This is a genomic window from Sinorhizobium arboris LMG 14919 (assembly GCF_000427465.1).
GTDB lineage: Bacteria > Pseudomonadota > Alphaproteobacteria > Rhizobiales > Rhizobiaceae > Sinorhizobium > Sinorhizobium arboris.
The window spans coordinates 2,960,601-2,981,568 of record NZ_ATYB01000014.1 but is presented as its reverse complement, the minus strand read 5'-3'; the positions used below and the strand labels follow the sequence as shown (position 1 = coordinate 2,981,568).

Here is a 20,968-nt window from a genome sequence, read left to right as displayed (position 1 = left end):
TATGAGCCTTTTTCACCCCCATTGTCTCGCGGCCGGATGTTGATTTGAAGCCGCGATATGGCTAAATCGTCGGTTGATATTCGGCATTTCGCCGATGAAAGACGACGATATGCATGTTTCCGACAAGGACCGTGAACTCCTCGCCATCTTGAGCGAGAACGCCCGCATGCCGACGGCGACAATTGCGCGTCGGCTCGGCCTGTCGCGCTCGACCGTGCAGGCGCGCATCGAGCGGCTGGAGCGCGAGGGCGTGATCGCAGGCTATGGCGTGCGCCTGTCGGAAAGCTATGAGAAGGGCCTGGTGCGGGCGCATGTCCTGATCACGATCGCACCGCGGGCGCTGAGCCGGGTCACGCCCGAACTTGCCGCCATCCGCGAAATCCGCATGCTGCACTCGGTCAGCGGCAGCTTCGACCTGATCGCGGTCGTCGCTGCGGCTTCGATCAGCGAGCTGGACTTGTTGATCGACCGCATCGGCGAAATCGAAGGCGTCGAAAGGACCCTGTCGTCGATCATCCTTTCGACACGCATCGACCGCTGACGGTCCGGTCCCTTACCGCTCGGGAGTTGCTGCCCGGTTGCCTGGCTGCCGCGCGGCGGCCTGCGGTTCTGCCGGCGGGGCTGGCCGTGCCCAGGCGCTCGGGCCCCGGACGAAGGACACGATCGTTCCGTCGCCCGGTGCGAGCCATTTTTCGCGGTCGAAATAGAGCTCGGCGATGCTCTTCGGCCGCGTTTGCGCCTCCTGGCTGGCCAGGAAATTGTAGCGGGGCGTGTCTCCCATCTCCCGTTTGAACTGGATGCGGCTGCCGAACCGCTTGAGGTCGAACTCCTGCAGGCCCTGGATGCTGAGGGCTATGCTTGCGCTGCCGGCCCAACGAACCTCGCTCAAGAAGACGGAAGCTGCCTTGGCCGCAGCGCTGGTGACAACGGGCGTGTCCCCATTGTGCTCGATATTGAGCTTCACGCGAAAGGAGGTGATCTCCTCCTCTCCGCGGCCTTTGACCAGGATGAAGATGGACGAGCTCGTTTCCTGGCCGGGGCGGGCGAAGGGAACGAGCGATGAGCATTCCCAGCGGCCGCTTTCGGCGGATTTCCATTCGAGGTCGCGGAAGCCGGCCTCGCGCAGCCCTTCGCACAGGGCGCGCGGATCGCTGCGGATCTGGCGGATGAACTGCTGCTCCGGCGTCCGAAGATCGGTGAATATGTAGGGGGGCAGGAGCACCTTTGCCGGTTCGGCCTTTCGACGCGGACCGGGGGCAGCCTCCGGCTGTTGCTCCACTTGCGGCGGCGGCATCGCGAAGCCCAGGTTCGCAAGCAGCCGCTTCAGGTGACGCTGCTCGTTGGCCAGGAGCACAGTAGCGGCGATCGCCGTGAAGATGAGGCCCACGGCAGCGAAGAAGAAAGCGATGCCGGAACGGCCTTTCTGCTTCTTCTCCATCTTGCGTCGTTGCTCCGCCACGGAAGGATCACGGCCTACCCCGGATCGCTCCAAACCTTCAGTCGTGGCGCACCATAAGGGAACATGGCGCCGGCGTCCAAACTCCTGTGGCTTCCTTCTATTCCACGCTTGTCCGCTGCGCTTCGGCGCGGGCCGTCCTCCAGCTGGAATAGGCGAAGGCGAGGAGGAATATCGCCGTCATCAGGAGGACGATGGTGGGTGCCGGAGCGCTGTCGATGAAGAAGGAGAGATAGACGCCGCAGAAGGAGGCGGCGACGGCGACCAATACGGCGACCGCAAGCATGGCGCCGAATGTCCGCGTGACGAGATAGGCGATCGCGCCAGGGGCAATCAGCATGGCGATGGCCAGGATCAGGCCGACCGCCTTGAGTGCGCCGACGATCGTCAAGGAGAGGATCGCAAGCAGTCCGTAGTGCAACCAACCGACCCTGAGGCCGATGGCGCGCGCCTGCGCTGGATCGAAGGCATGGAGCAGCAGGTCGCGCCACTTCAGGCTGAGGATGCCGGCGGCGAGAAGCGCGATGAGGCCCGTCTCCAGGATGTCGCCCCAGCCGATGCCGAGCATGTCGCCGAAAAGGATGTGATCGAGATGCACGTCGCTCTGGATCTTGGTGTAGAGCACAAGGCCAAGGCCGAACATGCCGGAAAAGACGACGCCCATCACCGTGTCCTGCTTGATGCGGCTGTTTTCCTTCAGGTAGCCGGTCAAAAGCGCGCAGCACATGCCGGCGGCAAAGGCGCCGACGGCGAGAGGCAGGCCGACGATGTAGGAGACCACGACGCCGGGGAACACCGCGTGAGAGATCGCGTCGCCCATCAGCGACCAGCCCTTGAGGACCAGGAAGCAGGAGAGCATTGCCGTCGGAATCGCGACCAGGGCCGAGATCAGCAACGCGTTCCGCATGAACTCGAACTCGAAGACGGCAAGGAGCATGTCGAAGGACATCATTGCGCGACCTCCAGTGCCTGCGCGGCGCGGCGGCGGGCCGCGAGAAGTCCGTGCTTCGGGGCAAGGATGAAAGCGGAAAGAAAGATGAGCGTCTGCAGCACGATGATGATGCCGCCGGTTGCGCCGTCGAGGAAGTAGCTCGCATAGGCGCCGGCGAAACTCGTCAGGGCCCCGATTGCGATGCTGATCATGATCAGCCGCGGAAAACGGTCGGTCAGGAGATAGGCGGTCGCGCCGGGTGTCACGACCATGGCGATGACGAGGAATGCGCCGACCGTCTGCAGCGCCGCCACCGTGCAGGCCGACAGCAGCGTGAAGAAGAGCACCTTCAGGAAGGTGGTGTTGATGCCGATGGAACGGGCGTGGCTTTCATCGAAGAAGGTCACCATCAGGTCCTTCCACTTGGCGGACAGGACCAGCAGCGAGACGACACCGATGATGGCGAGCTGCAACGTGTCGGCCGGAGTGATGGCGAGAATGTTACCGAGCACGATCGTCTGGATGTTCACCGAGGTCGGCGACAGAGAGACCATGAACAGGCCGAGGCCGAAGAAGGAGGTGAAGATCAGGCCGATAATCGTGTCCTCTTTGAGCCGCGTGCGCTGGTTGAGGAACACCATGGCGGCCGCGGCGAGCGCACCGGAAAAGAAGGCGCCGAGCGAAAAGGGAAGCCCGAGCATATAGGCGCCGGCGACACCCGGCACGATCGAGTGGGAGAGCGCATCGCCGATCAGCGACCAGCCTTTCAGCATGAGATAGGCCGACAGGAACGCGCAGACCGCGCCGACAAGCGCACTGACCCACATGGCATTCACCATGTAGCTATAGGCGAACGGTTCGCTGAGCGTGGAGATCATTCGGAGTCCGCCTCGGATTCTGACTCCGGCTTGGCCGGCTGGGCAACCATGCGGTCGCGGGCGCCATACATGACGAGCGGGCGCTCGTCGTCACTGATGACCGAGAGCTGGCGTGGGTCGGCATCATCATGGAGGTTCTCGCCGCCAAGCACGAAGTGACGCAGCACGCCCCCGAAGGCGAGCTCCAGATTTTCACGCGTGAAGGTGGTTTCCGTCGGGCCGTAGGCGAGCACCGTGTTCTTCAGGAGGATCGTGCGGTCGCAGAATTCCGGCACGCTTCCGAGATTGTGGGTGGAGACGAGCATCACACGCCCCTCTTCGCGAAGTGCGACGAGCAGGCGGATGATCGCGTCCTCCGTCTTCACGTCGACACCGGTGAAAGGCTCGTCGAGCAGGATGACGCGGCCGTTCTGAGCAAGCGCCCGTGCCAGGAAGACCCGCTTCTTCTGGCCGCCGGAAAGCTCCCCGATCTGACGCTTGCGGAACTCGCTCATGCCGACCCGCGCCAGTGCCGCCTCGACCGCGTCGCGGTCGGCCTTTTTCGGGATGCGAAGCATTTTCATGTGGCCGTAACGGCCCATCATCACCACGTCTTCGACGAGAACCGGAAAATTCCAGTCGACCTCTTCGGCCTGGGGCACATAGGCGACGAGGTTCTGTCTGAGAGCCTGCGGCACGGTGAGCCCAAGGATCGAGATGTCGCCCTTTGCCAGCCGGACGAATCCCATGATCGCCTTGAACAGCGTCGACTTGCCGCTGCCGTTGACGCCGACAAGGGCCGCGATGGTGCCCGTAGGGATTTCGAAGGAGGCGTCACGCAGCGCCCGGTGGCCATTGCGGTAGGTCACCGTGGCGCCGCTGACACGAATGCCCCTGCCCCCCTCTTGCGGGGCCGCTCCCGGATAGGCGCGAGCCTTTTCCTGAAGGTTCATTGCGACAAGCCTTTCGCGATCGTTTCCGATGTAACGCGCAGCAGATCGATATAGGTCGGAACGGGACCGTCGGCCTCGCTCAAGGAGTCGACATAGAGCACGCCCCCGTATTTTGCACCCGTCTCCCGCGCGACCTGCTCAGCCGGGTCAGGCGAAATGGTGCTCTCGGAAAAGACCACGGGAATCCGATTGGCCCGAACCACGTCGATCACCTTGCGTACCTGCTGCGGCGTGCCTTGCTGGTCGGCATTGATCGGCCAAAGATAAAGCTCCTTCATGCCGAAATCGCGGGCGAGATAGCTGAAGGCACCCTCGCTCGACACCAGCCATCGCCTTTCCGCCGGGATCCTTTCGAGCTCGGCGCGGATGGGTGCGACCGCCGCCTCGATCTTCTTCTTGTAGGCTTCGGCATTGGCCTTGTAGATCTCGGCATTCGCCGGATCGTACTTCACGAAGGCGTTCAGGATATTGTCGACATAAATCAGGGCGGCCGATGGGGACATCCAGGCATGCGGATTCGGCTTGCCGGTGTAGGGCCCTTCGGCGATTCCCATCGGCTCCACTCCCTCGGAGACGACGACGCCCGGAATGTCGTCGAAATTCTGGAAGAACTTTTCGAACCAGAGCTCCAGGTTCAGCCCGTTCCACAGGATGAGATCGGCGTCATGCGCCTTGAGGATGTCGCGCGGAGTGGGCTGGTAATTGTGGATCTCCGCCCCGGGCTTGGTAATCGATTCGACGATTGCCGCCTCGCCGGCGACGTTCTCAGCCATATCGGCAATGACGGTGAACGTGGTGACGGCCTTGAACTTTTCGGCCGCCGCGGCCGCCCCTGGAACGATCGAAACGGCAAGCGCCGCCGCTGCCGCCGTCAATATCATGCGCCTCGTTGACTGAATCATCCGGCTCTCCTTGGTGCGAACTCCCTATGGGTAGGCGAATGGTCTGCATAAGTCAATGCAAATGAGAACCATTTGCAACTGGCTATTTTCAAAGGAGGTGCCCTTGGCTAGTGTCGCCGGATGACACGGAACAAGAATCGGCTCGAGGAACTGGAGGGAATCCTGCGCGAAGGCGGCGTGCGCGTCACGCGGCAACGGGCAGCGATCCTGAAGATCCTGGCGGAGGCCGAAGACCACCCGGATGCCAGCGAACTTCATCGGCGCGCGAAGGAAATCGACGCGACCGTGTCGCTCTCGACCGTCTACCGGACGCTATCCGCTTTGGAGCAGCAGGGGGTGGTGCAGCGGCATGCCTTCGAGAATGCCACCGCCCGCTTCGAGACCGCGGACGCCCCCCATCACGACCACCTGATCGATATCGAGACCGGGGACGTGATCGAGTTCCGCTCCGACAAGATCGAGCAGCTTCAGGCGGAAATCGCCGCAGAACTTGGCTATGAGCTGGTCCGCCACCGCCTGGAGCTCTATTGCCGCAAGCGCAAGGGCTGACCCGGGATCACCCCTCGGCGGCGACGGCTGCGGCCGGCAGCCTCCAGCAGCTCAAAGTGCTGCGCTACAGTGACCTTTGCGCGTTCGGCAGGACGCGCGGCGCTGTCGCCGGGATCGTCATTGCCGCGACGCCGGCGACGACGCAGCCGAGCCCGAGCCACGCGGTCGCCGAAAGCGTCTCCCCGAGAAACATCACGCCGATGGCGACGCCGATCGGAACGCGCACATAGGCCTGTGCCGTTGCGCCGACGGAGCCGAGCGTGTGGATTAACCGGAAATAGATGACGAATGCCAGGGCCGTCGAGAAGACGGACAGGCAGACGAGTGCGATCAGCGATTCCGGCGAGGGGGCGAGCGTCCACGGCCGATCCGCGACAAGGCTTACCGGCAGGAGCAGGGCCGCACCCGCGAGAAGCGATCCTGCGGCGGGGATCATCGGGTCGAGGCCCTTGAAACCCTTCCCGAAGATCGCTGCCCCGGCGTAGCAAACAGTCGCCAGCACGACGGCAAGTTGCGGGACAAGCTGATCGCCGATGCCGCGGAAGGCTTCGAGGCCGATGATCAGCCCGATGCCTGTGATCCCCGCAAGGACGCCCAGGAACTTGCGCGCCGTAACCGGCTCGTGCCGGGTGATCAGCGCCGTCAGGAGGAAGGCGAAGATCGGCGTGGTGGAGTTGAGGATGGCCGCCACACCGGCATCGATCGTGCGCTCCGACCAGGCGATCAGGGTGAAGGGGACGACGCTGTTGAGGCAGGCCTGGAACAGGAAGCGCCACCACATCGCCCCGCCGCGCGGCAGTGTCAGGCCGCGCCATGCGATCAGCGCAAGAAGAACCGTGCCGGCAATCAGCGTTCGCGCGGCAATCAGCGTCACCGGTGGAATGGTCTCGACGCCGATCTTGATGAAGGTGTAGGAGGCGCCCCAGAGCGTTGCGAGGGCGACAAGCAGAAGCAGTTCGAGAGCGAGATGCGGCCTGTCCATGAATGTGGTCCTTGTGAATCGTGGTTCATCGGACCATTCCTAGCGTCCGGAGCCGCTGCGATGCTTCGATGCTGATCGAAGCATGCGATGTTCAGCTCAAAGTCTGATCCGGCATACGAACGCGGAGCGGCACCCCCTCCGGCCTGCCGGGCAGAGGGGGCAGTTCGCCGCGATGCCTCAGTCTAATGGCCGTCTGCCAGCCGCGCGGCCTCGACGCATGCGGAACGCTCGATGCTGAGGCCGTTGAAGAAGGCATTGAGCACGACGGCCGAGACCGCGGCCAACACTATGCCGGACTCGATGATGGGATGGATCGCATGCGGCATCCACATCAGGAAGTTGGGTGCGATCATCGGAATGAGGCCGAAGCCGACGGAGACGGCGACCACGAACAGGTTGTTGCGCGAGGACTTGAAGTCGACCGTCGAGAGAATCCTGACGCCGGTTGCCGCCACCATGCCGAACATCACGAGCCCCGCTCCGCCGAGAACGAAGGTCGGTACCGCCTCGACCAGCGCGCCCATTTTCGGGATAACGCCCAGCAGGATCATGATGGCGCCGCCCATCACGCAGACGTAACGGCTCTTGACGCCGGTGACGCCGACGAGGCCGACATTCTGCGAGAAGCTCGTATAGGGGAAGGTGTTGAAGAGACCGCCGATGACGGTGCCGAGGCCGTCCACCCGGAGCCCTGCGGTCAGTTGTTGTTGCGTGACATCGCGGTTGGTCATCTCGCCGAGCGCCAGGAACATGCCGGTCGATTCGATCATCACGACGATCATGACGAGCGACATGGTGGCGATCAGCACCGGATCGAAGATCGGCATGCCGAAGCGCAAGGGTGTCACGACGGCGAACCAGCCGGCGCTCGCCACGCGATCGAAATGCATCATGCCGAGCAGGGCCGCCGCGACGCATCCGATCACGATGCCGATCAGAACCGCGATGTTGCTGATGAGCCCTTTGCCGAAGCGCGCCACCGCGAGAATGGAGACCAGCACGAAGGCGGCAAGCGCCACATGGCCGGGTTCGGCATAGATAGGGTTTGGCACCGTCGGGCCGAGAACGAGACCGTCCGGCACGGCCGGTCCGCCGGTTGCTGCGAGCTGCTTCAAGTCAGCCAGCCACTGGACATGGGCCGGATCGACGAGTTTCGGCGCCGTCGGACCGAAGGGATTGCCGAAAATCCAGTTGACGCCGACGCGCATCAGGGTCACGCCGATGACGAGAATGATCGTGCCGGTGACCACGGGCGGAAAGAACCTCAACAGGCGTCCCATGATCGGCGCGATGAGAATCGCGACGAGGCCGGCGCCGATGATCGCACCGAAGATCGTTCGTGCCCCGTCGATCCCCGGCGTCATGGCGGCCATGGAGACCATGGGACCGACGGCGGCAAATGTGACGCCCATCATCACCGGAAGGCGGATGCCTATGCCCCTGGTCAGTCCGAGCGACTGGATGATGGTGACGATGCCGCAGACGAACAGGTCCGCCGAAATCAGAAAGGCGACGTCTTCCGGGCTCAGCTGCAGCGCCCGGCCGACGATCAGCGGAACCGCGACTGCGCCGCCATACATGACAAGAACATGCTGTATCCCGAGCGTCGCAAGCCTGCCGACCGGAAGGCGTTCGTCCACGGGATGTATGCTGGATGCGTCGTTCATGGTTCCTCCTCCAATCACCGCGACCCATTGGTTCCCCGTCCTCCAACGGGGAGCGGGAACTTTTCGTGCGGCCGGAGCATGCCGCAAGGGTGCAGGAAGTGAAAACACTTTCCGGTTTTTCAGGGTAATCAGGCGCTTTTGCGCGATCCGGACGAGGATGCGCCCGGATCGCGTTTCCGCCATCAGTGGAACGGCTTGCTGGGCGTCAATGCGCTTCCGCAGCGATCACCGGCACCTCGATGCCGTTGGCGTCGTAGAGCTTGCCATTGAGGAAGTAATCGCCGTCGTGCAGCCGCGCGATGTCCTGGTAGCGAAGCGTCCGCTCCATACCGGCGACGAAGACCGATTGCTGGTCCGAATTTCCGGCAGTCATGTGGTTGAAGATCAGGTTGAGGCTGATCGCCATCAGTGCGGCGGAACTGATGCCGGAATGGAAGATCGTCTCGACCCAGGCCGGGAAATGCTCGTAGAAGGTCGGCGAGGCGATCGGGATCATGCCGAAGCCGATGGAGGTCGCGACGATGACCAGATTCATGTTGTTGGTATAGTCCACCTTCGACAGCGTGCGGATGCCGCTCGCCGCGACCGTGCCGAAGAGCACGATGCCGGCGCCTCCGAGCACCGAGCTCGGAACCGCCGCCACGACGCGGCCCATGACCGGCAGAAGGCCGAGCATGACGAGAAACAGGCCGCCGGTTGCAACCACATAGCGGCTTTTGACGCCCGTAACTGCCACGAGCCCCACATTCTGGGCAAAGGCGCTCTGGGTGAAGGAGCCGAAGATCGGTGCGAGCAGGCTTGAGAGCATGTCGGCCCTGAGGCCGTCGCCGAGCCGGCGCGAATCCACTTTCGTCTCGATGATCTCGCCGACCGCCAGCATGTCCGCAGAAGTCTCGACCAGGGTCACCATGATGACGATGAACATCGAAGCGATCGCCGCGACCTCGAAGGTCGGGTAGCCGAAGTGAAAGATCTGCGGAAGAGCGAAGAAGGGCCCTTCGGTCACCTGCGAGAAGTCCGCCATGCCGGCGAAATAGGCTATCGCCGTACCGATGATCAGAGCGATCAGTATCGAGAGGCGCGAGATCGCGGCGCTTCCGAGCTTGCTGAGCAGGAGCACGATGACGAGCGTGGCCGCCGCAAGCTGGATATTGGCGGGACTGCCGAAATCGGGCGCGCTGCTATTGCCGCCCATGGCCCAGCGCGCGGCCACAGGCATCAGCGTCAAGCCGATCGTGGTGATCACGATGCCGGTGACGAGCGGCGGGAAAAAGCGGGTGATCCGCGAAAATACGGGCGTGATCAGCAGCCCGATCAGCGAGGCGGCGATGACGGCGCCGAGCACCGACTGGAGACCTCCATTGCCGGAAATGGCGATCATCGTCGCCACGCCGGAAAAGGAAACGCCCTGTACCAGCGGCAACTGGCTTCCGAAGAAGGGCAGGCCGACGGTCTGCAATATGGTGGCGAGGCCGCCGGCAAATAGGGATGCGGTGATGAGCAGGCCGATGTCGCCGGGGCCGAGACCTGCGGCCTGGCCCAGGATAAGGGGTACGGCGACGATGCCTCCATACATCGTCAACACGTGTTGCAGGCCATAGGCCAGATTGGCGCCGATGCCGAGTCTCTCATCTTCCGGGCGCGTTGATGCTGCGGTTTCCTCTGTACCGTTTGCCAAGGTAAGCTCCTCCAATACCTTTGCATGTAATCCACTTCTTACGAAGAAGGTGCCGAATAATGGCAGCGACGCTAAGGCGCCGCCTTACTGAAATGGCGGAAACAGTTTTCGCCTGATGGGCGGTAATGTGCGCCCGGACGGCACCCCTCCGCCCTGCCGGGCATCTCCCCCGCAATGGGAAATCGCGGGGGTTGCTGGCATCGCTCCACTCGGATCGGTTCTCAAAAAAACGGGGCCGTTTCCGGCCCCGGTGCTGCATCTCCGGTGAAGAACGCCGCCCGACCGACCGGGCGGCGTCTATCGATCAGTTCGTCTGCCAGCTCTTGACCAGTTCGTCGTAATTGACGGTGGTCGGCTTTTCCTTCTCGTTCTCGACCTTGAGCTGCGGTGCGAGGTTGCCGGCCTTCACGGCTTCCGCGTTCCAGTATTCAAGGTCGTGCTCTTCGGCGAGCTTCGGACCGATGTCGCCCTGGACGCCGGCGCGCTCGAGGCGCTGCAGCACCTTTTCCTGCTCGGCGCAGAGCGAGTCCATCGCTTCCTGGGCGGTCTTCGCGCCGGAGGAAGCATCGCCGATCGCCTGCCACCAGAGCTGCGCGAGTTTCGGATAGTCAGGCACGTTCGTTCCGGTCGGCGACCACTGCAGACGGGCCGGCGAACGGTAGAACTCGATGAGGCCGCCGAGTTTCGGCGCGCGATCGGTGAAGCTCTGATGATCGAGCGTGGACTGGCGGATGAAGGTGAGGCCGACATGGCTCTTCTTCACGTCCACCGTCTTGGAGGTCACGAACTGTGCGTAGAGCCAGGCCGCCTTGGCCCGATCGTCCGGCGTCGACTTCAGAAGCGTCCAGGACCCGGCGTCCTGATAGCCGAGCTTCATGCCGTCCTTCCAGTAGACGCCGTGCGGGCTCGGAGCGAAACGCCACTTCGGCGTACCGTCCTCGTTCACGACCGGCAAGCCCTCCTTCACGAAATCGGCGGTGAAGGCCGTATAGGTGAACATCTGCTGGGCGATCTCGCCCTGCGATGGCACCGGGCCGGACTCCGAGAAGGTCATACCCTGGGCAGCAGCCGGCGCATAGGCCTTCATCCAGTCGAGATACTTCTGGATGGCATAGACCGAGGCCGGGCCATTGGTGTCGCCGCCGCGTGCAACGCAGGATCCGACGGGCCGCGAGTTCTCGTCGACCTTGATGCCCCACTCATCGACCGGCTTGCCGTTCGGTATGCCCTTGTCGCCGTTGCCGGCCATCGAGAGCCAGGCATCGGTGAATCGCCAGCCGAGCGACGGGTCCTTCTTACCGTAGTCCATGTGACCATAGACCTTCTTGCCGTCGATCTCGCGGCCCGTGAAGAATTCGGCAATATCCTCATAGGCCGACCAGTTGACCGGAACGCCGAGCTCGTAGCCGTACTTCGCCTTGAAGTCTGCCTTGTTCTTCTCGTCGTTGAACCAGTCGTAGCGGAACCAGTAGAGGTTCGCGAATTGCTGGTCGGGAAGCTGATACAGCTTGCCGTCCGGGGCAGTGGTGAAGGACTTGCCGATGAAGTCGTCGATATCGAGATTGGGGTTGGTGACGTCCTTGCCCTCGTTTTCCATGAAGTCGGTCAGGCTGCGCGCCTGCTGGTAGCGCCAGTGCGTGCCGATCAGGTCAGAGTCGTTGATATAGGCGTCATAGACGTTCTCGCCCGACTGCATCTGCGTCTGCAGTTTTTCGACGACGTCGCCTTCGCCGATCAGATCATGGGTGATCTTGATGCCGGTGATCGCGGTGAAGGCCGGGGCCAGCACTTTCGATTCGTATTCATGGGTGGTGATCGTTTCGGAAACGACCTTGATCTCCATGCCGGCAAAAGGCTTTGCCGCATCGACGAACCATTGCATCTCCGCTTCCTGGGCGGCGCGGTCGAGCGAGGACATGTCGCCGACTTCCTTGTCCAGGAACTGCTTTGCCTCATCCATCCCGGCAAAGGCCGATCCGGTAAATGCCAGCAGCATAGCCGCCGTCGTTGTCAAAAGGTGCCTTCGCATCAATTCCTCCCTTGGGTTTTGCGATTGCGTTCACTTGCAGTTTCGAAGGGCGCCCGGTGAGCGCCCTTCATTGCGTTCCTCAGACGTAGCGGAAGACGCCGGCCGCATAGATCACCGACAGGGCGACCGCCCACCAGAGATTTGCGCCGACCAGTCCCAGCCAGGCGAGGTGAATGAATGCGCTTCCGAGCAGCGACACGAAGAGCCGGTCGCCGCGCGTCGTCTCGAAGCGCAGTATGCCGACGCGCGGACTTCCGCCGGGCCGGGCATATTCCCACACAGCCATCAGCGACAGGAGCGCGAAGATCGTCAGAAAGAACATGGCGGTGGGGAAGGACCAGGCCATCCAGCCTCCGGGGACCAGCGGGGCGAACCAGTCGCGCTCGCCGTCCTTCACCGGCAGAACGGAGACGAGCAGGCCAGCAGTGACGACATATACGACGAGCACGGCGGCAAGTGCGACGGGCCAGCGGTTCTTGCGAGTGGCGATGGTTGCCATCAGACCCTCCCCAGGGCGAAGCCCTTGGCGATGTAGTTGCGAACGAAATAGATGACGAGCGCGCCGGGTATGATCGTCAACACGCCGGCGGCGGCGAGCACGCCCCAGTCGAGACCGGAGGCCGAGACCGTGCGCGTCATGGTTGCGGCAATTGGCTTGGCATCCGTCGTCGTCAGCGTGCGGGCGATCAGGAGCTCCACCCACGAGAACATGAAGCAGAAGAAGGCCGCGACGCCGATGCCCGATGCGATCAGCGGCACGAAGATCTTCACGAAGAAGCGTGGGAAGGAATAGCCGTCGATATAGGCGGTCTCGTCGATCTCCTTCGGCACCCCGGACATGAAGCCTTCCAGGATCCAGACGGCGAGCGGCACGTTGAACAGGCAATGCGCGATCGCCACGGCGATATGCGTGTCGATAAGTCCGAAGGCGGAATAGAGCTGGAAGAAGGGCAGCGCGAAAACCGCCGGGGGAGCCATCCGGTTGGTGAGCAGCCAGAAGAACAGGTGCTTGTCGCCGAGAAAGCGGTAGCGCGAGAATGCGTAGGCTGCCGGCAGGGCCACGGTGACCGAGATGACGGTGTTCAGCACTACGTAGATGATCGAGTTGATATAGCCGGAATACCAGGAGGGATCGGTGAAGATCACCTCGTAGTTCCTCAGCGTCGGGTTCCGCGGCCATAGCGAGAAGCCGGCGAGGATTTCGCTCGTCTCCTTGAAACTCATATTGACGAGCCAGTAGATCGGCAGGAGCAGGAAGACGATATAGAGCGTCGGCACCAGCCAGGAGAGGCGCTGCGAAAGCGGTTGCTTGTTGGTCATCATGATGTCTCCTTCCTCCTTTCTCAGCCTTGCGCGTCGCTCGTGGTCATCACGGTGTAGAAGATCCACGACAGGAGCAGGATGATGAGGAAGTAGATGATCGAGAGGGCTGCGGCCGGGCCGAGGTCGAACTGGCCGATCGCCGTCTTGACGAGATCGATCGACAGGAAGGTCGTCGAGTTGCCCGGGCCGCCGCCGGTCACGACGAAGGGTTCCGTATAGATCATGAAGCTGTCCATGAAACGCAGCAGGAAGGCGATCAGGAGCACGCGCTTCATCTTCGGAAGCTGAATGTAGCGGAAAACCGACCAGCGCGAGGCGCCGTCGATCTTGGCGGCCTGGTAGTAGGCGTCCGGGATCGAGACGAGGCCGGCATAGCAAAGCAGCACGACGAGGCTCGTCCAGTGCCAGACATCCATGACGATCAGCGTGACCCAGGCGTCGAGCGGATTCTGCACGTAATTGTAGTTGATGCCGAGCATTGCCAATGTGCGTCCGAGCAGGCCGATGTCGACGCGGCCGAAGACCTGCCAGATGGTGCCGACGACGTTCCACGGAATGAGCAATGGCAGCGCCATCAGAACGAGGCAGATCGGCACCCCGATGCCCCTCTTCGGCATGTTGAGCGCGATGACGATGCCAAGCGGGATCTCGATCGCCAGAATGATCGCCGAGAAGATCAGGTTGCGGGTGAGCGCATCCCAGAACCGGTCGGACTCGAGCACGTCCAGGAACCAGTCGGTGCCGGCCCAGAAGAACTCGTTATTGCCGAAAGTGTCCTGCACCGAGTAGTTGACGACGGTCATCAGCGGGATCACCGCCGAGAAGGCGACGAGCACCAGCACCGGCAGGACCATGAACCAGGCCTTGTTGTTCCAGGTCTTTTCCATGTCAGGCCTCCCCGCCGACGCGCCAGGAATCGGCGTATACGTTGATTGCCTTCGGATCGAAGGTGACGCGCGGCTCGGCGGGAATCTCGCCGTCCTCGTCGACGATGATCGAGATCGGCCGGTCGGCGAAGCGGGCGCGCACCACCTTGTGGCGGCCGATGTCCTCGACCTTGGTGATGGCGACCGGCATGCCGTCGCGGCCGAGCGAGATGAATTCCGGGCGGATGCCGATTTCGATCCTGGCGCCGGCCCTGATCTGCGGCTGGAAATTGAGCCCAATCCTCTGGTCGCCGACGGCGGCCGTGCTGCCAGCGATTTCGGCCGGCAGGACATTCATGCCGGGAGAACCGATGAAATATCCGACAAAGGTGTGGCGCGGCCGTTCGAAGAGCTCGGCCGGCGTGCCGATCTGGACGATCTGGCCGTCATACATAACGACGACCTTGTCGGCGAAGGTGAGCGCCTCGGTCTGGTCGTGCGTGACATAGACCATGGTGAAGCCGAACTGCTTGTGCAGCCGCTTGATCTGCGAGCGCAGGACCCATTTCATTTCCGGATCGATGACGGTCAGCGGCTCATCGAAGAGGATGGCGCTCACGTCCGAGCGCACGAGCCCGCGACCGAGAGAGATCTTCTGCTTCTGGTCGGCCGTCAGCCCGCGCGCGGTCTTTTTCGCCCAGCTGCCGAGCCCGGTCATCTCGAGGATCTCCTTGACGCGGCGGTCGACCTCGGGCTCGGGCACATGCCGGTTGCGCAGAGGAAAGGCGAGATTGTCGTACACGGTCATCGTGTCGTAGATGACGGGAAACTGGAACACCTGGGCGATATTGCGCTGCTGCGTGGTCAGATGCGTGACGTCCGTGCCGTCGAAGAGGATACGCCCTTCCGACGGGTTGATGAGTCCCGATATGATGTTGAGCAGCGTGGTCTTGCCGCAGCCGGAAGGTCCGAGGAGCGCGTAGGCGCCGCCGTCGTTCCATTCGTGATGGACTTCCTTCAGCGCATAGTCGGATTCCGACTTCGGCTTGGCGCCGTAGGCGTGGCGGATATGTTCCAGATTGATGCGTGCCATGGTTTCCTCCCCGACGCCTGGCTCAGGCCGTTCCGCCGACCGCCCTGCCGTCCGGCCCGAAGGCCATCAGGTGGCGCGTGTCGACGAAGACATTAAGCGTTGCGTCCGGTTCGATCTCGTGAATGCCGGGTGCGAGCATGACCCAGCGGGCGCCCTGGAAGGCGACGTGAATGAAGCTTTCGGATCCGGTGATCTCCGAGATGGCCGTTTTGACGGTCAGCGGCTCGTCGCTGCCGTTCGGCTGATCGAAAGAAAGGTGATGCGGCTGAAAGGCCACCGTGCAAGGGCCGTCGGCGACGGAGCGAAGATGCGCAGGTACGGGAAGCACCGGCTTGCCTTCCAGCACGAAATGCAATCCTGTTTTCACGAGGCCGATGGTGTTCAGCGGCGGATCGGCGAATGTGCGGGCCGTGACGATGTCGGCCGGACGGCGATAGACGTCGATGGTGCGGCCGAACTGGGTGATCCTTCCCTCGTTCAGCGTCGCGGTGTTGCCGCCGAGCAAAAGCGCTTCCGAAGGCTCAGTCGTCGCATAGACGAAGATCGCGCCGGATGCGGCGAAGATCTTCGGCAACTCCTCGCGCAACTCCTCCCGCAGCTTGTAGTCGAGATTGGCAAGCGGTTCGTCGAGAAGCACCAGGTCGGCGTTCTTGACGATGGCGCGGGCAAGCGCGGTGCGCTGCTGCTGACCGCCGGACAGGTTGAGCGGCGTACGGTCGAGATAGGGCGTGAGTTTCAGAAGGTCCGCCGCCTTGCGCACTTCCCGGTCGATGGTGGCGCCGTCGGCGCCCTTGATCCGCATCGGCGAGGCGATATTCTCGTAAACGGTCATCGCTGGATAGTTGATGAACTGCTGGTAGACCATGGCAACCGAGCGCTTCTGAACCGGAACGCCCGTTACGTCGGCGCCGTCGAGATGGATCGAACCGGAGGAGGGCTTGTCGAGACCCGCCATCAGCCGCATCAGCGACGTCTTCCCGGAGAGCGTCGGGCCGAGCAGCACGTTGAGCGACCCCCTCTCCAGCACAAGGTCGGTTGGGTGGATGTGCGTCCCGCCCCCCACGACCTTGGATATGTTCTTCATTTCAAGCATTGAATTCTCCACCCAGCCAACGGCATTTCAGCCGTGGTACGGAGCGGGATGAGGAAAACTGTTTTCGGTTTTCCGCCCGCACCCCGCTCCCTTTCAGTCTCGATCGCATCCATGATCTGGATCGAACGGAGCCACTATCACAGATGCGATCTACGCGGCCGCATTGGCCGCGCCGCGCATATATTTCTCCAGTTCCGCGATTTGCGCCCGCGAAAACTTCAGTCCCAGTTTCGTACGGCGCCAAAGCACGTCTTCCGCGCGCAACGCCCATTCCTGGCCGATGAGCCAATCGACCTCCGCCGCATAGAGATCCGCGCCGAAAAGTCTTCCAAGATCGACCTCGCTTGCGGCACTGCCGAGAAGCTGCGCCGCTCGCGTGCCGTAGAGCCGTACCAGCCGCCGCGCATGGGAAGCGGCCAGGAAAGGATAGCGCGCCTTGAGTTTCGCGACCTCGTCCTCATAGCCGACGGCCGGGAAGTCGCCGCCCGGAAGATGCGATCCGGCCGTCCACTTCTTGCCCTTGTTCCCGATGGCTTCGCCGATCTTCTCGAGCGCCGATTCCGCAAGCCGCCTATAAGTGGTGAGCTTTCCGCCGAAGACGTTGAGCAGCGGCGCCTCTCCGTTCTCGACGCGCAGCACATAATCGCGGGTCGCCTCCTGCGCCTTGCTCGCGCCGTCATCGAAAAGAGGCCGCACGGCGGAATAGGTCCAGACGATATCGTCGCTCACGACCGGATCGCTGAAATATTCGCTTGCCGCGCTGCAGAGATAGTCGATCTCGGCATCGCTGATGCGCACGTCGGCAGGATTGCCGGTGAAATCGCGATCAGTGGTTCCGATCAGCGTGAATTCGCTCTGATAGGGAATGGCGAACATGATCCGCCCGTCCGGATTCTGGAAGAAATAGGCGCGCGGGTCGTCGAACTTCTTCTTCACGACGATATGGCTGCCCTGGACCAGCCGGACATTGCGGACGTCCTTCTTGCCGACCGTTTCGGCGAGCACCCGGTCCACCCAGGGGCCAGCGGCGTTGACGAGCATGCGGGCGCGTATCGTTTCGCGCGCCCCGGTCGTCATGTTCTCGATCTCGATCGCCCATCGGCCGCCCTCGCGGCGCGCCGAAACGACGCGGGTGCGGGGCATTATCCTCGCCCCGCGGTCGGCGGCATCGCGGGCGTTGAGGACCACGAGACGCGCATCGTCGACCCAGCCGTCCGAATATTCGAAGGCTTTTGTAAACAGGCGCTTCAGCGGTGCGCCCGCCGGATCGCGGGTCATGTCGAGCGTCTTCGTCGCCGGCAGGAGCTTGCGGCCGCCGATGTGATCGTAAAGGAAGAGGCCGAGGCGGATCAACCAGGCCGAGCGCGGACCGCCCCTGTGGAACGGCAGCACGAAGCGCATTGGCCAGATGACATGCGGCGCCATCGCCCAGAGCACTTCGCGCTCCATCAGGGCTTCGCGCACGAGGCGGAATTCATAATGTTCGAGATAGCGCAGGCCGCCATGGATGAGCTTGGTCGAGCCGGAAGACGTTCCGGAAGCGAAATCGCTCATCTCCGCAAGGGCAACGGAATATCCCCGGCCGGCCGCATCGCGCGCGATGCCGCATCCGTTGATGCCGCCGCCTATGACGAAGACGTCGAAGATCGCCTGTTCTGACACTCTGTTCCCCTCCACATCTCGCGTTGCCCAATCCATGCAATCGCGAAAGTGAAAGCAGTTAAAGCGAAAACATTTCGAATGTCAAACGAATGCTTCCGAATCTTGCCTCGGTAATTTTGCCGCCCATCAGGCTTCGGTTTCGACCAGTCGCACATCCTGGTCGGCGCAGATTTTCCTAACGTTTTCAATAATACAGCGATCGGTGATGAAGGTCTGCACCTGCGAGATGTGGCCGATACGCACCGGCGCGGTGCGTTCGAACTTCGTCGAATCCGAAACGAGGATGACGTGGCGCGCATTGGCGATGATGGCCTGCGCAACTTTCACTTCGCGATAATCGAAATCGAGCAGGGCTCCGTCCGGGTCGATCGCCGAGGCACCGATCACCGCGAAATCCACCTTGAACTGCCTGATGAAGTCGACGGCGGCCTCTCCGACGATGCCGCCGTCGGAGCCGCGCACGACCCCGCCGGCAATCACCACCTCGATCGAGGGGAAGACCCGCAACCTGTTGGCTACGTTGATGTTATTAGTGATGACCATCAGTTCCTTGTGGTCGAGAAGTGCCTCTCCCACTGCTTCCGTCGTGGTGCCGATATTGATGAAGAGCGAGGAATTGTCGGGGATGAGGGCGGCCGCTGCGCGGCCGATCGCCTGCTTCTCCGCCGCGGCTATCTGACGGCGGGATTCGTATTTGACGTTCTCCTTGCCGCTCGGAAAGATGGCGCCGCCGTGAATGCGGTTCAAGACCCTGGCGTCGCAGAGATCGTTCAGATCCTTGCGGATCGTCTGTGGCGTCACGGAGAAGCGATGCGCCAAGTCCTCGACCAGCACGCGGCCTTCCGTTTTTGCCAGTTCCAAAATCTCCGCCTGTCGTCCGGTCAGATACATCCGCCCCTCGCTTTTCGTTTTCTTTCATAATATGCAAAAACGAAAGCGGCGCAATTTCAGAATAGGAATCCGAAACGCGTTCGATTTTCGTTGCGGCGCGCACCTGATGGCGCTGTAATCGGAGGGGCACGGCAGTCTGACGTTACCGGGAGGAGTGCGAGCATGTATCATCCGGCCTTGTTCAAGGGCATGAACGTGGTGGTTACCGGCGGCGGGAGGGGCATAGGCCTCGAGGTCGCGCGGCAGTTCCTGGACTGTGGTGCCCGCGTGCTGGTGCATATGGGGCGAACGATTGCGGCGGATCGCCCGGAGTTTCTCGATCTTGCAGCGACCGAGGGCAGGGCGTTCCTGGCGGCGGCGGATTTCCTTTCCGAGGGGGGCGTCGAAAGCTTCGCCGAGATCGTAAGAAGCCGTTTCGACAGTATCGACGTGCTCGTCAACAATGCCGGCACCATGGTCGGGCGTTTTCCGGCGGCCGGCCTCACCGACGAGCAATATCGCGCGGTCGTGCAGCTTAACCAGACCTCGGTGGTGGAGATGACCCGGGCGATGCTGCCGCTCCTGCGCAAGGGCACGCATGCGGCGATCGTCAACACCGTTTCGATCTCGGCGCGCATGGGCGGCAGTCCGGGCTCTTCGATCTACTCCGCCACCAAGGCCTTCGTCGCGACCTATTCGAAGGCGCTGGCGCGTGAACTTGCGCCGGAAGGCATCCGCGTCAACTGCGTCTCGCCGGGCACCATCGCGACCGATTTCCACGAGCGCTATTCGACGCCGGAGAAGCTGGAGGCGACGCGCAAGACGATCCCGCTCGGCCGGCTGGGGACCGCCGAGGATTGCACGCCAGCCTATCTCTTCCTGGCTTCGCACGCGCTTTCCGGCTACATCACCGGCCAGGTCCTGGAGGTGAATGGCGGGCAATTGATCTGTTAGGATGCAATGCCCCTTATCCGTCTGCCGGCATCTTCTCCCCGGGGAGAGGGCTGGGGTGAGGACAAATCTGAAGGCCGCGAATGATCGACAAGCTGGAATTCTTTCTCGCACTCGCCCGCGAAAGGCATTTCGGCCGAGCGGCGGAGGAATGCGGGGTAACGCAGCCGACGCTTTCGGCGGCGATCCGTCAGCTCGAAGAACAACTCGGCGTCATTCTGGTTAATCGCGGCTCGCGCTTCCAGGGACTGACGCCCGAGGGACAGCGGGTGCTGGAATGGGCGCGGCGGATCGTCAGCGACACGCGCACCATGCGCGAAGAGATGCGTGCCGCACGAAAGGGTCTCTCCGGGCATATCCGTCTGGCCGCGGTGCCGACGACGCTCTCCATGGTGCCGCTGATCACTGCGCCATTTCAGGAGAAGCACCCGGACGTCACCTTCTCGGTGCTTTCGACCACATCGCTGCAGATTCTCGCGCTCCTCGAAAACCTGGAGATCGATGCCGGTCTGACCTACCTGGAGAACGAGCCGCTCGGCCGGGTGACGAGCGTGCCGCTGCAGATGGAGCAATATCATCTGGTTACCGCCGCCGGCACACCGCTGTCGGATCGCGAAAGCGTGACCTGGAAGGAAGTCAGCGACATTAGGCTTTGTCTATTGACGGCCGACATGCAGAACCGCCGCATCATCAACCAGCACTTTTCCGAGGCGGGCGCGGTCGCAAACCCGACGCTCGAATCGAATTCGATGATCGTGCTTTTCTCCCATGTCCGCACCGGCCGCTGGGCGAGCATAATGCCATATAACGTCGCGAAATCCTTCGGTTTTCACGAAGATATCCGGATGATCCCGATCATCGATCCGGATGTCCGCCACACGGTCGGCCTCGTCGCTACCTATCGCGAGCCGTTCACTCCGCTTGTCTCGGCGCTGCTGCACGAAGCGCGCATCCTCGGTGAGCGCAACAAGGCTCAATAGAAATTTTCTATCAACCAACGGAACAGCATTATTGACCCCCGTGAGCATAAGCGCGAAGCTTGTTTCATGGGTAAAGGGCGTGAAACATTCGACCTTTGCCATGTGATCGAGACGGCGGCGCGACGA

20 protein-coding genes are annotated in these 20,968 nt (G+C 62.4%); 4 read left to right on the top strand and 16 right to left on the bottom strand.

Features of this window, described 5'->3' with window-relative positions; genetic code table 11:
- Positions 1 to 109: 109 nt before the first annotated feature.
- Positions 110 to 541, top strand: coding sequence for an Lrp/AsnC family transcriptional regulator (locus SINAR_RS0125645; protein WP_028001728.1), 432 nt, complete (start codon positions 110 to 112; stop codon positions 539 to 541).
- Between the two features lie 12 nt (positions 542 to 553).
- Here SINAR_RS0125645 and SINAR_RS0125640 read toward each other — a convergent pair whose 3' ends face one another.
- From SINAR_RS0125640 to SINAR_RS0125620, 5 genes are all read right to left on the bottom strand, one after another.
- Positions 554 to 1,438 carry a DUF6030 family protein gene (locus SINAR_RS0125640; protein WP_028001727.1) on the bottom strand — a complete coding sequence of 295 codons (885 nt, stop codon included), beginning with the start codon at positions 1,436 to 1,438 and terminating at the stop codon, positions 554 to 556.
- Positions 1,439 to 1,556: 118 nt separating this feature from the next.
- Positions 1,557 to 2,408 (bottom strand): metal ABC transporter permease, encoded by an 852-nt coding sequence (locus SINAR_RS0125635; protein ID WP_028001726.1) that lies wholly within the window; start codon positions 2,406 to 2,408, stop codon positions 1,557 to 1,559.
- Entirely contained in the window at positions 2,405 to 3,265 is an 861-nt protein-coding gene (locus tag SINAR_RS0125630) for a metal ABC transporter permease (RefSeq protein WP_028001725.1), read from the bottom strand. The genes SINAR_RS0125635 and SINAR_RS0125630 overlap by 4 nt, the downstream gene beginning before the upstream one ends.
- Positions 3,262 to 4,197, bottom strand: a complete 936-nt coding sequence (locus SINAR_RS0125625) for a manganese/iron ABC transporter ATP-binding protein (RefSeq protein WP_028001724.1) — start codon at positions 4,195 to 4,197, stop codon at positions 3,262 to 3,264. Before SINAR_RS0125625 ends, SINAR_RS0125630 begins: the two co-directional genes overlap by 4 nt.
- Positions 4,194 to 5,099: a metal ABC transporter substrate-binding protein gene (locus tag SINAR_RS0125620; RefSeq protein WP_028001723.1), complete on the bottom strand. Its 906-nt coding sequence runs from the start codon at positions 5,097 to 5,099 to the stop codon at positions 4,194 to 4,196. Before SINAR_RS0125620 ends, SINAR_RS0125625 begins: the two co-directional genes overlap by 4 nt.
- 120 nt (positions 5,100 to 5,219) lie before the next feature.
- Here SINAR_RS0125620 and SINAR_RS0125615 point away from each other — a divergent pair, with 120 nt between their 5' ends.
- Positions 5,220 to 5,648 (top strand): Fur family transcriptional regulator, encoded by a 429-nt coding sequence (locus SINAR_RS0125615; RefSeq protein WP_028001722.1) that lies wholly within the window; start codon positions 5,220 to 5,222, stop codon positions 5,646 to 5,648.
- A 64-nt stretch (positions 5,649 to 5,712) separates the two neighbouring features.
- On the opposite strand, the gene SINAR_RS0125610 is transcribed toward SINAR_RS0125615, so the two are convergent.
- The 11 genes from SINAR_RS0125610 to SINAR_RS0125560 all read right to left on the bottom strand — a co-directional run bounded on the left by SINAR_RS0125610 (position 5,713) and on the right by SINAR_RS0125560 (position 18,932).
- Positions 5,713 to 6,630 carry a DMT family transporter gene (locus SINAR_RS0125610; protein ID WP_028001721.1) on the bottom strand — a complete coding sequence of 306 codons (918 nt, stop codon included), beginning with the start codon at positions 6,628 to 6,630 and terminating at the stop codon, positions 5,713 to 5,715.
- A 182-nt stretch (positions 6,631 to 6,812) separates the two neighbouring features.
- Positions 6,813 to 8,297 (bottom strand): nucleobase:cation symporter-2 family protein, encoded by a 1,485-nt coding sequence (locus tag SINAR_RS0125605; RefSeq protein ID WP_028001720.1) that lies wholly within the window; start codon positions 8,295 to 8,297, stop codon positions 6,813 to 6,815.
- Positions 8,298 to 8,502: 205 nt separating this feature from the next.
- The gene (locus SINAR_RS0125600) at positions 8,503 to 9,975 is read right to left on the bottom strand and encodes a nucleobase:cation symporter-2 family protein (RefSeq protein ID WP_028001719.1); all 1,473 of its coding nucleotides are present in this window, start codon (positions 9,973 to 9,975) and stop codon (positions 8,503 to 8,505) included.
- 304 nt (positions 9,976 to 10,279) lie between these two features.
- Complete coding sequence (locus tag SINAR_RS0125595; protein ID WP_028001718.1) at positions 10,280 to 12,004, bottom strand: ABC transporter substrate-binding protein; 1,725 nt, start codon at positions 12,002 to 12,004, stop codon at positions 10,280 to 10,282.
- Positions 12,005 to 12,083: 79 nt separating this feature from the next.
- Positions 12,084 to 12,503: a DUF2160 domain-containing protein gene (locus tag SINAR_RS1000000137540; protein ID WP_028001717.1), complete on the bottom strand. Its 420-nt coding sequence runs from the start codon at positions 12,501 to 12,503 to the stop codon at positions 12,084 to 12,086.
- Positions 12,503 to 13,327 carry a carbohydrate ABC transporter permease gene (locus SINAR_RS0125585; RefSeq protein WP_028001716.1) on the bottom strand — a complete coding sequence of 275 codons (825 nt, stop codon included), beginning with the start codon at positions 13,325 to 13,327 and terminating at the stop codon, positions 12,503 to 12,505. The genes SINAR_RS1000000137540 and SINAR_RS0125585 overlap by 1 nt, the downstream gene beginning before the upstream one ends.
- Before the next feature lie 20 nt (positions 13,328 to 13,347).
- The gene (locus SINAR_RS0125580) at positions 13,348 to 14,214 is read right to left on the bottom strand and encodes a carbohydrate ABC transporter permease (protein ID WP_028001715.1); all 867 of its coding nucleotides are present in this window, start codon (positions 14,212 to 14,214) and stop codon (positions 13,348 to 13,350) included.
- A 1-nt stretch (position 14,215) separates the two neighbouring features.
- Entirely contained in the window at positions 14,216 to 15,286 is a 1,071-nt protein-coding gene (locus SINAR_RS0125575) for an ABC transporter ATP-binding protein (protein ID WP_028001714.1), read from the bottom strand.
- Between the two features lie 22 nt (positions 15,287 to 15,308).
- The gene (locus tag SINAR_RS0125570; RefSeq protein WP_028001713.1) at positions 15,309 to 16,379 is read right to left on the bottom strand and encodes an ABC transporter ATP-binding protein; all 1,071 of its coding nucleotides are present in this window, start codon (positions 16,377 to 16,379) and stop codon (positions 15,309 to 15,311) included.
- Between the two features lie 150 nt (positions 16,380 to 16,529).
- Positions 16,530 to 18,041, bottom strand: a complete 1,512-nt coding sequence (gene glpD / locus SINAR_RS0125565) for a glycerol-3-phosphate dehydrogenase (RefSeq protein ID WP_028001712.1) — start codon at positions 18,039 to 18,041, stop codon at positions 16,530 to 16,532.
- A gap of 126 nt (positions 18,042 to 18,167) precedes the next feature.
- On the bottom strand, positions 18,168 to 18,932 hold the full coding sequence (locus tag SINAR_RS0125560) for a DeoR/GlpR family DNA-binding transcription regulator (protein WP_028001711.1): 765 nt from the start codon (positions 18,930 to 18,932) through the stop codon (positions 18,168 to 18,170).
- Positions 18,933 to 19,094: 162 nt separating this feature from the next.
- Here SINAR_RS0125560 and SINAR_RS0125555 point away from each other — a divergent pair, with 162 nt between their 5' ends.
- Both SINAR_RS0125555 and SINAR_RS0125550 read left to right on the top strand, forming a co-directional pair.
- Positions 19,095 to 19,865, top strand: coding sequence for an SDR family NAD(P)-dependent oxidoreductase (locus SINAR_RS0125555; protein WP_028001710.1), 771 nt, complete (start codon positions 19,095 to 19,097; stop codon positions 19,863 to 19,865).
- Between the two features lie 80 nt (positions 19,866 to 19,945).
- Complete coding sequence (locus SINAR_RS0125550; RefSeq protein ID WP_028001709.1) at positions 19,946 to 20,842, top strand: LysR family transcriptional regulator; 897 nt, start codon at positions 19,946 to 19,948, stop codon at positions 20,840 to 20,842.
- The last annotated feature ends 126 nt before the right edge of the window (positions 20,843 to 20,968 follow it).